Here is a 13,574-nt window from a genome sequence, read left to right as displayed (position 1 = left end):
AATAACGAAAGAATCATAGCGTTATAATTATAACAAAGCAATCACGTAAAAACCAAAGAACGATGAAAAAGGTATTTATGATTATCGCAGCGATGTGCATGACATCTATCATGGCATCTGCTCAAAAGACCATCCGAGTGTCAACCGATAAGACCGACCTCGTGATGCAGGTTTCTCCTAAGGGTCGCCTCTACCAAGTGTATCTGGGTGACAAATTGAAGAATCCTTCAGATTACAATCATCTGAAGTGGGATGTATATGCGGCTTCTGATGGTTCCGTCTGCCAGCGAGGTCATGAGGTTTATGCATCCTCTGGTGCTGAAGATTTCTTCGAGCCGGCAGTGGCAGTGACCCATGCAGATGGTAACATGACCACCTATTTGTATTACCAGTCTTCTGAAGAAAAGGCTATCAGTGGAGGTGTTGAGACCATCATCACTCTTAAGGACAAGGTGTATCCGCTGACCGTAAAGCTCCACTATGCAGCTTACCCTAAGGAGAACGTCATCAAGGCATGGAGCGAAATTTCTCATAAGGAGAAAGCTCCGGTTACGCTTTGGAGATATAGCTCTACAATGCTTTATTTCAAGGCAAACAAGTATTTCGTTACCAGTTATCATAGCGACTGGGCTAAGGAAGGACAGCCTGAGACTTGCCAGTTGACTGCTGGTAAGAAAATTGTTGATACCAAGTTGGGTACCCGTGCAGCCATGCATGAGGAGCCGTTCTTTGAACTGGGATTCGATGAGCCAGCCAAGGAGAATGAGGGCAAGGTGATGCTTGGAACCATCGGATGGCCTGGCAACTTCCGCTTTACCTTCGAGGTAGATAACGTGGGAGCCCTTCGTGTTATTCCTGCCATCAATCCATACGCCTCTAACTATAAGCTGAAGGCTGGTGAGACGTTCACTACCCCTGAGTTTATCTTTGCCATGAGCGATAATGGTATCGGTGAGGCTTCCCGTAATTTGCACAATTGGGCTCGTCAGTATCAGGTAAATATGGGTATGGAAGATCGCCTTACGCTCTTGAACAACTGGGAGAATACCGGCTTCGACTTCAACCAGCAGAGTCTTGCTGAGTTGATGAAGGATGCCAAGGACCTGGGTGTAGATATGTTCTTGCTTGATGATGGTTGGTTTGCCAACAAGTATCCTCGTAAGGACGACCATGCAGGTCTCGGCGACTGGGAGGCTACCAAGAGCAAGTTGCCTGATGGAATACCAGGATTGGTAAGAGATGCCAAGAAGGCTGGTGTAAAGTTTGGTATTTGGATTGAGCCTGAGATGGTGAATCCTAAGAGTGAACTCTTTGAGAAGCATCCTGACTGGGTGATTATGCAGCCAAAGCGTGATACTTATTATTACCGCAACCAGCTGGTACTTGATATCAGTAATCCTAAGGTACAGGATTATGTGTTCGGCATCGTGGATCGTATCATGACGGAGAATCCGGATGTGGCTTACTTCAAGTGGGACTGCAACAGTGTGATTACCAATATCTATTCTCCATATCATAAGGAGAATCAGGGTAATTTCTATATCGATCATGTGCGTGGTATCTACAAGGTGCTTACCCGTATTCATAAGAAGTATCCTAAGTTGCCGATGATGCTTTGTTCTGGTGGTGGCGGCAGAATGGATTACGAGATGCTGAAGTATTTCACTGAGTTCTGGTGTTCTGACGATACGGATCCATACGAGCGCCTCTACATCCAGTGGAGCCTGTCAAAGTTCTTCCCAGCCAAGACCATGGGTTCGCATGTAACTAACTGGAACAAGAATACCAGTGTGAAGTTCCGCACCGATGTTTGCAGTTCATGTAAGTTGGGCTTTGATATCGACCTCAAGTCGCTTTCTGGTGATGACTACAAGTTTGTGCAGAATGCTGTTAAGAACTACGATAGCATGAAGCCGATGATTCTTGAGGGTGACCAGTATCGTCTGGTTTCTCCATACGAAGGCAACCATTGTGCCATTAACTATGTAAGTAAGGACAAGCATCGTGCCGTTCTCTTTGCTTACGACTTGCATCCACGCTACAAGGAGCCTGTGATGAATGTGAAGATGCAGGGATTGGATGCCGATAAGGTTTATACCGTAAAGGAGACTAATCTGATGCCTGGTAAGGAGTCTGATTTGGAGTGCAATGGCAAGCAGTACAGCGGTGACTATCTGATGAAAGTCGGCTTGAATGTATTCGGTCAGACCGATGGAATCAGCCACGTATTGGTATTTGAATAACGTATCAACTATTCATAATGAAAACGAAAAGCAGCAAAGTCTATAAATAGGCTTGCTGCTTTTTTAGGTTTCTGTATTTCTTATCCCTGATGATTTTACTTGTTTAGCGGTCTTGCCACAAACTCGGTATGAAGGGTTTCCATCGGATGCTCCTTCAGGTCGATGAGGATATTGGGCACATTGCCATTGGCGATGATCACCTTGATGCCGGCATTCGCCACATCCTGGCTATCAAGCCTGACAACTCGTCATTATCGGTGAACATCAACTCGGTAAGGCACACGGTATCGTTCTCTTCTTCCTCGAGATAGAAGAAGGTATTCTTGATGAGTCCCGTTTTGCCAATTCTATGCCGAGAGATAAGTGTTACGTTCCTGCCGTTCTTCAGATGAGATAAAAGGGTAGCAGTCTCTGCTTCTCTATCGCAGAAATACTCAGGACTTTCATATCCTTGATAGATGAAAGGATTTGCTAATTTCCTGTTACTTAGTTTCATACGCCATTACATTTTTGGTGTTACAACTTTGTTGTAATGGTAAAGATACGACTATTTCTTGAATGAGCAAAAGAAAATGGCAGAAAGTTTAATCCGTAGGTAAACTTTCTGCCATTTTGAGGGGAACAATGTAATATCTTATCCTACTTATAGATATTTCTCGATAAGCGAATAGTCGAAATCTTTCATTCGCTTGCGGGCATTGGAGAGTGCCCAGCGATTCTTGAAGCCACATTTCTCGGCGGCCATTTCTTGGCTCATAGCTGCAGGCGCATCTTGTATCAGTTGCTCGTAATGGCGGATGCGGAAGGCATTTACCAATTGGTAGAATCCTATTTTTGTGATAAACTTGCCCGCCAAGCTGTGTGTGGATTTTCTTACATCGCCTATTACTTCCACTCGTTTCAGGCTGGGTTCCAGATACCGCCGACTCACGATGGTAAGCACTTCTTGTCTCACGGTATCCCACTCCTCTGGCTGAATTTGTCTTTCAGTTTTCACTGATGTTCCTTTTTCACCCTCAACCATGTCCTCTGCGATGACCTGATTTTCAGTTTCTTCGGCTTCTTTCTGTACCAGTTGAAGGCTTTCCGCTTCCAACTTTTCCATTTTCTCTTTTACTTCTGTAGAATGTATCATGCGGTTGGGATGCAATATCATACATAGGATAAGCAGCATCCAGGCTGCAAGCAGTAGGTCAACAATCATTTTTACCATTCTGCTGTCTGTAAGAAAAACTATCCACATCAACAAGAAACATCCCAGGGGTTGATAAATCACCTTCTTGGCAAAAGCATACGGAAAATCGCTGTCATTGGAGTAATTCTGTGTGTGGTAATTGTCTATCTGATGATTGAGCCATCGACCTTCGATTACAAAATCCATGGTGAGCAGAAGGCTTATGCCACCCATAACACATTCCCATACCAACTGGTTTCTTGAGAATGTGTCATCGGTATGGAACAGAGATAGGAGCATTAGCACGACGAGTAAACCAATAGATATGGAAAACTTGAAACGCGACAGCCAATTACGATTACCATGTCCCAGGCGGAAGTAACGATGGAACATCATGGCTGCACACATCGGATAATAGATGATGCCAAACGAGCGGACGTAAAACCACAAGTCAGCGTCATGTGGGCATAATATATATGGGAACTGCAAGACAGTTGCCGCAAAATAAAAGGTCACTTGCCGGCGAGCAGGATAAAAGAAGTCTGCCTGTTTGTCGTAAGGATGGCACATGTGGCACCATCTGATGATGCCACATGTTATGCCTACTATTATATAAGTAAAGCAAGCCAAGGCATAAAATATGTCTGGGCTTGCAAATTCGATAGATATTCCCATTCTTGATACTTTTTTGCAAAAGTAATGCTTTTTATCAAGATGGGCAAATCACAGTCACTATTTTTACAAAAATTAAACTAGCAGTGTTGCCTGCCTGACGTAAATCATGTTTATTACATGTGTACGACATCAATGCGGGCTTCCAGGAATAACTGGGTGCTGATTTTTGTGCCTATAGGACCATATCTCCCCAATGCTAGATGCGCCAACTGATTTTCTGGGTCGGTGACATGGTCGATAGGTTCACCCTTTTCGTCCTTATATGCCGTAGGTGTCATCTTCACCATAGAATAAAGGCAGTCAGGATTAGGCAGGATGTTGCGATACATCAATGCGATATATTCGCCAATAGGCTTTCCGTCTATGTTTTTCTTCTCGCTGTCCCATACCATGAGGTTCACGAAACCACCTTGTTCCTCATTGAGCTTTCTCACCTTTTCCTCAATCTCCTTCAACTTAGGGTTGTTTTTCAGGCAGATGAAGAACATGGCTTTCTTGCCAGGCTCGTATCTTGCATCACGGTCACATATTGAATAATATGAACGGGTATCGGATGCAGAACCTAGACAGATGGACCAATATCGGGCATCAGCTGTAGCGTATTCCTCAGGCTTGGTCGGTGCAGTAACAGGATAGAAGGTGAACGCCAAGATGGAATCCTTCTGCAGATGGGTGCGAGCATAGAGATAAGAGGTGGAATTGTTCGGGTAATACCTGCTCACTGGTGCCAGGAAAAATGGCACTTGGTTGTTCTCATCCGACTTCTGTGAGAAAACTTTCGATGTAATCTTATAGACATTCGATTCCACATGTGCAGGTGGAACTACATTCTTGAAGTTTTCTGTGTCCAATGCCGTGATTTCAGGCAATGATACTCCACCAAACTCGTCATCGGTCTTGCCATCTTCCTTTGTACCAAGGTATTGGCGATGACATATCATCACCTTCTTGACTTTGGAATCTACCTTGCAGATATTGGCGCCTTTCAACTTGTCCAGTACTTTTTGGCTAACATCGTCAGATACCACATAGAGGGTATAGTAGTTTTTGCCCGATATAGTCTTTTTGAATGGATTGGTAGAACCAGCATCTGCATGAATGTTGATATCGTCCAAACCGCCGATGACATCTCCTGTCTCGTCATTGTAGAATGAGAAACTCATGTATCTGCAGTAAGGGTATTGTCCCTTGATGCAGATAATTTTATCAGAGTTCTCATCCTGGCGATAAGTAAATTCCCAATAGTTGCTGTAGAGATCGGGATAAGCTCCCAATGTCTCACCATTTCCTGCCATCGTCTGGCTCCACTGAGCTGTTGGAACGACTTGTGGAACTTCTCGGGAATCGCTGTCATTATCGCTGCAAGCTGTCTGGACGATCAATACCAATGCGCCCAGGCACAATAAACTTAAATTCCAGATTTTATTCATCGTCATATTTACTTTAATGGGGCACGGAAAGGTCCTGCCACCGAATTAAACAATAAGTCACCATTCGGGAAGTACTGCAAGATGGCATATGCGCCATTGCCTCGATTACTTTTACCCAGATTCACTTGGTGGCGAGTCTTGCCTGTTGCCCAATCCAAACCTGTAATCTTCCAACCTGTATTATCGTACCAACCATTTACGAAGACCATGTCAGAAGCAGTGCTAACAGCAGGAATCATACTTATAGAACTTATGTCAGAGCGACTCCAAAGAGCCTCCCATTTGTTGTCCTTTACATTCCAACGTACACACTCCACGCCTTTTGGACCTTCCAAGAGAGGACCAATCGCCAATACACCGATAATCTTGTCTGTAGCTTTTTCGGCAGTTTCCTTGATGTTGTTTACAACGAAAGCCTCATAGCCGCCTACTACTACCGACTGTTCTGACTGCACCCACTCAGTAGAGACAGGAAGTCCGCATGATACTTCAAACACTCCCGCCAATCTAGGGTTGCCTTCTTCAATGACCTTGGCATCTGTAGGAATCTCGTCTCGCCAGAATGCTGCTAACTTCATGCGTTTGCTGCCATCGGTGATGACAACGAGTTTGTCTTCGTCGCTACCAAATCCCATCAAGGTAGGAGTGGAGCCAGTACCATAGCCCAATTTAATGCAAGGAGCAGCAGGACCTCCATCATAAGAAGCTTGCCAAGCACCTTCGGAAGCATCTGTAGAGAACTTGCCATTCTTGCAGATAATGCGCTGCATCAATCCCTTGCCGTTAGGCTCGGTGCTGTTGCTCGCCACATAGACAGAGTTTTCGTCCACTGAGACGGAATTGGTCAATATCTGGTCTGTAGGCAGGGTATAGGTATCCTCTATGGTAGTCAAGCCACGGTCTAGCATCAACAGGCAACGTTGAGCCGCAACAATCAGATGACCATCAAATGTCATGGATACTCCTACAAGGGTGCGTGAATTGGCTATGTTGGAAGCCAGGTTTATCGTGTTGTCCAACATGATTCCTTCCTCAGGCTTGGAGGCGTTCTTGAGACGATATCGAGACAGCTTTCTTCCAGCATTGATATATACATAATTGTCCTTGTCGCACAAAACGTAGCATCCGTTCGCCATCGACATCTGTGGCATCTGTCCCAGGATGTCTGTTGCCGCTTGGGTCAAGTCATTCAGTGATGAATAGTCGGCAGTCAGTTTTTCTAACTCTTCCTTGGTATGCTTCTTGATGTCTGGAAGTTCCGCTTCGACAATGCGCTCAAACTTTCCGTCTTTTACGTTGATATAGGATACGCGGTCGCTGCTCATACCCCACATGTAATCTGGTGAGGTAGAGGAGAGTGTCATCAGGTTGACAGGTCCGCTCCAGGTAGAAGCACAATTCTCCGGATTCACGGTGAATATACCATCCTTCACTGCATAAGGGAAAGCGTCGGTCTGCGCTGAATTGAAATGCGTGATACTATAATGTTCGGATGCCAGGTAAGGATTGCGTGGCGCTACTTGAACATCTGTCAGTGGAGTATGTCCTGGATTAGGCACATTCTCGTCAGAATCGTTGTCACTGCAGGCTCCCATTGAGATAATGAGTCCTAATGATAATAGCCACTTGCTTGTTTCTTCTAAAAGAAAATTCATCTTGTTCACTTTCTTCATAGCGTGTCGTTTTTTTATAAGATTATACATTAATTATTTTCACGCTGCAAAGATACGGAAAACCTGGGGGGGTGGAGTGAGTATTAGTTTTTTCTCGTGATTATCGGTAAAATCATGTGAACCTCCAATTGATATTGCATTTTTTAACTTTATCCAACTGGAAATCACACCATATCTATATTGAAATTGTTGTATATAAGACAGAAAAACGCCATTACATAGTTGTTGAACACAAATTATGTAATAGCGATAACGTTTATTTTTATACAAAATTCTACTTCTCTTTAGGTCTTGCCACAAACTCGGTATGAAGGGTCTCCATCGGATGTTCCTTCAGATTGATGAGAATGTTTGGCGTATTGCCGTTGGCGATGATCACCTTGATGCCGGCATTGGCTACGTCGTGAGCGGTCTTTACTTTCGATGTCATACCGCCTCTGCCGTGGCTGCTCTTGCTGGCAAGGATATACTCGCTGATGTCGCGGTCGTAATAAACCGATGGGATGATGCGGGTGGTTGGCTCGCTTGGGTCGCCATTGTAGATGCCATCCACATTACTTAATAGGATCAAGGTGTCGGCATTCATCATCTTGGCAATCAAGCCTGACAACTCATCGTTATCGGTAAACATCAGCTCGGTGATGCACACGGTATCGTTCTCGTTGACGATAGGGAGCACGTTGTTTTCCAGCATCACCTGCATGCAGGCTTCCTGGTTCTTATACTGCTCCTCGGCACCGAAATTCTCCTTCATGGTCAATACCTGACCTATCTTGATCTTGTATTCGCGGAAAAGGTTGTAATAGAGACCAACGAGTTTCACCTGTCCGATGGCAGAGAACAACTGGCGTTGCTCCACGCTGTCCAGATGGTGGTCAACGTGCAGTTCGGCTCTTCCGGCAGCCACGGCACCAGAAGATACCAGAATCACCTCATAATCGTGCTTTCTGAGCCAGACAATCTGATCCACAATTGCCGACATTCTCGTTACATCCAGTTTTCCGTCTTCTCGTGTCAGCACGTTGCTGCCCACTTTTACTACGATTCTTTTTCCCATTTTATGCTGATATTTAGTTGGAGCAAAGGATTTGAAAAATCAAATTCTTTGCTCCAACAATCATTATTTCTTTTTATTGTCTTTTTCTCGAATCTCTACTCTTCGAATCTTGCCTGAGATGGTCTTTGGCAATTCATCTACGAATTCGATGATGCGAGGATATTTATAAGGAGCAGTCTCGTGCTTCACATGATCCTGTAGCTTCTTGATGAGGTCTGGACCTGCCATACTCTTGTATTCATCCTTTAGTACGACGGTTGCCTTGACAACCATACCGCGGATTGGGTCTGGCACACCGGTGATGGCGCACTCTACTACGGCAGGGTGAGTCATCAGGGCATTCTCTACCTCGAAAGGACCGATACGGTAGCCCGAACTCTTGATCACGTCATCGATTCTTCCCTCAAACCAGAAGTAGCCTTCCTCATCACGCCAAGCCATATCGCCCGTATGATAGTAACCATCATGCCAAACCGATTTGGTCTGCTTCTCGTCACGATAGTAATATTTGAAGAGACCGATAGGCTTATGGTCACCGATGCGGATGCAAATCTCGCCCTTTTCACCATCCTCGCATTCCGTCATGTCTGGGCGCAGGATGTGAACATCATATTGTGGGTTTGGCTTGCCCATGCTTCCTGGCTTTGGCTTGATCCAAGGGAAGGTTCCGAGTGTCATCGTAGTCTCAGTCTGTCCGAAGCCCTCGTAAATCTGAACACCAGTAAGTTTCTGGAAGGTCTCTGCCACGGATGGGTTCATAGCCTCACCCGCAGTGGTGCAGTATTCAAGACTGCTGAGGTCATACTTGGAGAAATCCTCCTGGATCATGAAGCGATAGATGGTAGGAGGGGCACAGAAAGAGGTGATGTGATACTTCTCAATCTGGCGCATGATCTTATCAGCCGTAAATTTCTCGTGGTCGAAGACGAAGACGGTGGCTCCGGCAAACCATTGTCCATAGAGCTTGCCCCATACAGCCTTGCCCCAACCGGTATCGGCTACGGTAAGATGGATGGAATTCTCGTGGAGATTATGCCAGTATACACCCGTGGTCAGATGACCGAGGGCATAGAGGTGATCGTGTGCCACCATCTTAGGCTCGCCAGTGGTTCCAGATGTGAAGTACATCAGCAGGGTATCTTCATTAGAGTTTACATGTCCAGGGCGAACAAAAGGAGCACATTCGTTCCATTCCTTCATCCAGTCGTGGAAACCTTCAGGGATATCCGGACCGATACTGATCAATGTCTTGACAGTCGGACTCTCTGGCATTGCCTGATTAACCTGCTCTACCACGTAATCATCGCCGCAGCAGATGATAGCCTTCACGCTTGCTGCATTGTTGCGGTAAACGATGTCGTGCTTGGTAAGCATGTGGGTGGCAGGGATGGCTACGGCACCCAACTTGTGGAGGCCGAGCATGGCAAGCCACCACTGATAGTGACGCTTCAGAATCAGCATCACCTTATCATCGTGACCGATACCGAGACTTTGGAAGTAAGCGGCAGCCTTGTCGCTCTGCTCCTTCAGGTCCTTGTATGTAAAACGGATTTCTTCGCCACGTTCACTTGCCCAAAGCAGCGCCACGTGGTCTGGTTTGATCTTTGCCCATTCGTCCATCACGTCGTAGGCAAAGTTGAAATCTTCTGGTATGATAAACTCCAGATGCTCCTTGAAGTCTTGCTCTGAAGTGAATTTTGTCTGTTTAAGAAATCTCTCGATCATAGTTACTCTTCTAAATAATGATATAAGGAAACTTAAATGATGATGCAAAGGAACTTGGCTGGCTCACCATTAAGTGAGCGGAAACAATGCGACTTTCTACTGTCGAAGTAGATGCTGTCGCCAGGGTTCAGCACCATCACCTTCTCTTCGATGGTAACTTCCAGCTGTCCCTCAATCACATAATCATATTCCTGTCCGTCGTGTCCGTTCTTGTTCGGCTTCTTGTCGCCTGGCAACGGATCCACCTGTACCATAAACGGATTCACCTTTCTATCCTTGAATCCTACGGCAAGGCTCTGGTATTTATACTGGTTGTTGCGGTCTATCTCCGGTCCCTGTCCCTTGCGGGTTACGTAGTATCCCTTCATGCGAGGTTCCTCGCCGAAGAGCAATACGTCGAGGTCGATGCCGTATCGCTTTGAAATCTTTGAAAGTCGATACACAGAAGGGTCGGCTTCTCCCGACTCAATCTTGAGATAGTGGTCAAGACTGATTTCGCAAAGTTCAGCCACCTCCTCTGCAGGAATGTTGAGAACTTCACGGAGACCTTTCAGTCTTTCACCGATTTGCTTGATAGCTTCGTCCATAATCGAATATTTTATTGGTTGTTTTATCTTTTTCCTGCCAGCAAACCATTGATCACTGCGCTGGTAAAGCCGCCCTGTTCCATGGTGTTGAGGCCCTTGATGGTGCAGCCGCCAGGAGTAGTAACCTTATCAATGGCAGCCTCTGGGTGTTCGCCTGTTTCCTGAAGCAGTTCTACAGCACCCTTGATGGTCTGCAAGACAATCTTTTGGGCATCCTTAGCCTTGAAGCCCATCTCTACACCGCCTTCCACATTGGCTCTTACATAGCGCATCGCATAAGCAATGGCACATGACATGGCTGTGGCAGCAGGGAAGAGACGTTCTTCCATGATGAGGCTTTCGCCCAATTCATCGAAGATTTCTGTAATCTGCTGGATTTCTGTAGCAGATGCATCTACAGGAGTGATGAAGGTCATCGACTGCTTGTAGGCGATGGCGATATTTGGCATCACGAGGAAGAAGGTTGGGGTAATACCATCCTTATCTAACCACTCCTTGATGTTGGCTGATGGCACACCGGCTGCAACGACCACGAGTTTCTGGCTCTTGTAGTTGAGTGCATCCTTGATTCCCTTCAATGTCTTCTCTACACACCATGGTTTTACTACAACGCAGATGATGTCTGCGCCGTGGCAAGCCAACTGGTTGTCGAGGGTTACGCTGGCTCCTTCGCTTGCGAAGTGATCCAATACTGGTTGGTTATGGTCTGATACCGTAATATCTGATGGAGTGAACTTCTCGCTCTGCAAGAGTCCTTCTGCCATAGCACCGCCCATAGCACCTGCTCCGATAATTGTTATTTTCATTGTCGTCTTATAGTTAAAATGCAATTACGGTGCAAAGATACTACTTTTATCTGAAAATAGCGTGTTTATAGACGATTTTTTAAGAAAGTACGCTTGTTTACTGACGATATTCTAAGAATTTCGCTAGTTTACTCCCATTCTGGAAGTATCCACGTCCTTGGTCCTCTTTTCCTTGTACTTGCCTATCTTACAGATGATGGAGATGGAGGCAGATGTCCAATCTTGCTTGATGTTCATGTGGTAGTCTTGATTGCCTTGTACTGATTTTGTGGAGAATCCCTCGTTGAAGATGTTGCTGCCTTTAACCACAATGCTCCATTTATCATTATCGGAAGCCCATCTCAACATAGCATTCAAGAGAAAGACTGATTTGATGTCATAGAGTCCTTGAATGGCTTTCGACTGATAGAATGGGTTAAGTATGAAATGGATGTGATGGCTTCGGCTAAGCTGGGCGGATAGATTTCCGGCAAGAATGGCAGAGATATGTTTGCGATTGAAGGGCAAGTCAAAGAAATCGTTACTCTTGTCATGTCTGTAGATTCCTGTTGCCGAAACACTTCCGCTCATCCAATTGCCTATACCGAAAGTCGTCGATGCTCTAATGCCTATAGTATGATTATAGTCGAAATTGGTCTCCTTCATAATGGCTGCCAGGTGGTCGGTAGTCTGATAAGGCAACTGCACAGAATAGTTGGGTTGGAACTCTGCAAATGCCATCAATGTATGGCGACTTTTGATTGTCCACATCAGGTTGGTCTCGTATGTAGAGTAAGGCTTGAGATGAGGATTTCCCCATATCTCCATATAGGTAGAGGCATAGTAAATGCTGCTCATAGTTGACCAATAGCTAGGAAACTGTGAGCTGGAACTGAAGGATAAGTTGAGTATGTTGACAGGATTGGCTTTCCACGATGCATTAAGTGTGGGATAAATATGCCATTTGTTCCATTGTGGAGAATGGTATTGCTCTGCTTCGACAGAGGCTTCCAAGCTGATTCGCTCGTTTATTTGTTTGCTTATGCCGCCATAGAAACTCAAGATTCTTTCTTCGATATTCACCTGGCTGGTTGCATCTGGAATGTCTGCTCCATCCTTGTTGGTCGTGGTTTGGTAGCTTCTGTTGTTGCTGTTTTGGAATTTCATACCATACGACAGTTCCCAACCCTTCTTCAATGAGTGGGATTGATCGGCGGTGAAAAGCCATTTGTCTATTACCTGCTTGCTGTTTGTGTATAGAATACGCTCTTCGTCAAGTATTGTTCCTTCCAGATATTGCTGGCTGGGATTTTGGTAGTTGAGATAGGATATGCCTATTTGTAGTCCAAAGGGCAGGTTGTAGCTGGCATCTACATTGTGCAGGTAGGTATGTTCATTGCCCTGTTGCTGGGATGTGTTTGTTCCCATCGTTTCATGATGAGGATGGCTGCTATCCCATTTTCCTGTATATGCCAGGGATAGCTGGTGGTTATCAGCAAATGTATAACTCAGTCCCAAGCGATAGTTGTGAGTCAATCCAAGGGTTTTCTGTGAGGCCTTGTCATGATACGCTACTCGTTTCCCTTGAAGGGGATGATTGGCATTGGTGGTTGTCTCTCCGTATGATGTTCCATCTGTAAATGAATACATGGCATCCAGTCCGAATTTTCCTTTTTGGAACAGCAGGTTGCCTTTGCCTTCCCCTTCTCCGTATTTGCTTTGGCTCCAGATGCTTTGTATTTGTCCTGAAAGCAGGCTCTTTCCAACATAGTCTTTGGTAATCAGGTTGATGACTATTCCATGAACATGTAAGCGTGCTGGCGCTGCCAGCATCACTTCGGCTTTGGCTAATTGTGATGCGGGCATGGCTTTTAATCGCTCTGCCAGTTGTGTGTAATTGAGCGTGGTTGGTTTGCCGTTGATGATGAGAGTCAGTTCCTTTCCAGCATAATTGATGTTGCCGTTTAGTTCGTTTACTCCTGGTATTCGGGTAAGGGCATCATAAGCGTTGTCTGCCGGCATTTTCTCTATGAGCAGTGGCATGTTGTAAACCAACTGTCCTCTTTCTGCCTTGACGATAGGACGTGTCGCCTTGACGAAAACCTCTGGCAGGTTTTGCATCATCATCTGGGCGGTAAGCGTGTCTTTTGCCTCTTCGTTTTGAGCGTAAAGGGGCTGGCTCAGCAATAATGCTGAACCTAAGATTAAATTTATTTTCATGTATT

The 13,574-nt window shown here is 45.5% G+C and carries 8 protein-coding genes and 2 pseudogenes; 1 reads left to right on the top strand and 9 read right to left on the bottom strand.

Annotated elements, in window-relative coordinates; genetic code table 11:
* The first annotated feature begins 62 nt into the window (after positions 1–62).
* Entirely contained in the window at positions 63–2,243 is a 2,181-nt protein-coding gene (locus CFT61_RS10895) for an alpha-galactosidase (RefSeq protein ID WP_089544457.1), read from the top strand.
* Positions 2,244–2,359: 116 nt separating this feature from the next.
* Here the strand turns inward: CFT61_RS10895 and CFT61_RS16615 are convergent.
* The 9 genes and pseudogenes from CFT61_RS16615 to CFT61_RS10855 form a co-directional block, all read right to left on the bottom strand.
* Positions 2,360–2,538: pseudogene (locus CFT61_RS16615) on the bottom strand (glutamate 5-kinase); the annotation flags it as partial.
* A 348-nt stretch (positions 2,539–2,886) separates the two neighbouring features.
* The gene (locus tag CFT61_RS10890; protein WP_089544456.1) at positions 2,887–4,092 is read right to left on the bottom strand and encodes a hypothetical protein; all 1,206 of its coding nucleotides are present in this window, start codon (positions 4,090–4,092) and stop codon (positions 2,887–2,889) included.
* 113 nt (positions 4,093–4,205) lie between these two features.
* Positions 4,206–5,528, bottom strand: coding sequence for a hypothetical protein (locus CFT61_RS10885; protein WP_142990615.1), 1,323 nt, complete (start codon positions 5,526–5,528; stop codon positions 4,206–4,208).
* A 2-nt stretch (positions 5,529–5,530) separates the two neighbouring features.
* Positions 5,531–7,195: a hypothetical protein gene (locus CFT61_RS10880; protein WP_254918949.1), complete on the bottom strand. Its 1,665-nt coding sequence runs from the start codon at positions 7,193–7,195 to the stop codon at positions 5,531–5,533.
* 286 nt (positions 7,196–7,481) lie between these two features.
* Positions 7,482–8,252, bottom strand: a pseudogene (gene proB / locus CFT61_RS10875) (glutamate 5-kinase); the annotation flags it as partial.
* 63 nt (positions 8,253–8,315) lie between these two features.
* The gene (locus CFT61_RS10870; RefSeq protein WP_089544453.1) at positions 8,316–9,977 is read right to left on the bottom strand and encodes an AMP-binding protein; all 1,662 of its coding nucleotides are present in this window, start codon (positions 9,975–9,977) and stop codon (positions 8,316–8,318) included.
* A 32-nt stretch (positions 9,978–10,009) separates the two neighbouring features.
* Positions 10,010–10,564, bottom strand: a complete 555-nt coding sequence (locus CFT61_RS10865; protein WP_089544452.1) for a helix-turn-helix domain-containing protein — start codon at positions 10,562–10,564, stop codon at positions 10,010–10,012.
* Between the two features lie 23 nt (positions 10,565–10,587).
* On the bottom strand, positions 10,588–11,370 hold the full coding sequence (locus CFT61_RS10860; RefSeq protein ID WP_089544451.1) for a pyrroline-5-carboxylate reductase family protein: 783 nt from the start codon (positions 11,368–11,370) through the stop codon (positions 10,588–10,590).
* 123 nt (positions 11,371–11,493) lie between these two features.
* Positions 11,494–13,569: an outer membrane beta-barrel protein gene (locus CFT61_RS10855; RefSeq protein WP_089544450.1), complete on the bottom strand. Its 2,076-nt coding sequence runs from the start codon at positions 13,567–13,569 to the stop codon at positions 11,494–11,496.
* Between the last annotated feature and the right edge of the window lie 5 nt (positions 13,570–13,574).

The sequence above is a fragment of the Segatella copri genome (genome assembly GCF_002224675.1).
GTDB classification, from domain to species: Bacteria; Bacteroidota; Bacteroidia; order Bacteroidales; family Bacteroidaceae; genus Prevotella; species Prevotella copri_U.
The sequence above is the reverse complement of the archived record's forward strand: the minus strand, read 5'-3'. Positions and strand labels throughout refer to the sequence as shown.

Bases quoted from the DNA above. Each gene is read 5' to 3' on its own strand.
- CFT61_RS10895 (WP_089544457.1), top strand. From the start codon at position 63: ATGAAAAAGGTATTTATGATTATCGCAGCGATGTGCATGACATCTATC.
- CFT61_RS10890 (WP_089544456.1), bottom strand. From the start codon at position 4,092: ATGGGAATATCTATCGAATTTGCAAGCCCAGACATATTTTATGCCTTG.
- CFT61_RS10885 (WP_142990615.1), bottom strand. From the start codon at position 5,528: ATGACGATGAATAAAATCTGGAATTTAAGTTTATTGTGCCTGGGCGCA.
- CFT61_RS10880 (WP_254918949.1), bottom strand. From the start codon at position 7,195: ATGAAGAAAGTGAACAAGATGAATTTTCTTTTAGAAGAAACAAGCAAG.
- CFT61_RS10870 (WP_089544453.1), bottom strand. From the start codon at position 9,977: ATGATCGAGAGATTTCTTAAACAGACAAAATTCACTTCAGAGCAAGAC.
- CFT61_RS10865 (WP_089544452.1), bottom strand. From the start codon at position 10,564: ATGGACGAAGCTATCAAGCAAATCGGTGAAAGACTGAAAGGTCTCCGT.
- CFT61_RS10860 (WP_089544451.1), bottom strand. From the start codon at position 11,370: ATGAAAATAACAATTATCGGAGCAGGTGCTATGGGCGGTGCTATGGCA.
- CFT61_RS10855 (WP_089544450.1), bottom strand. From the start codon at position 13,569: ATGAAAATAAATTTAATCTTAGGTTCAGCATTATTGCTGAGCCAGCCC.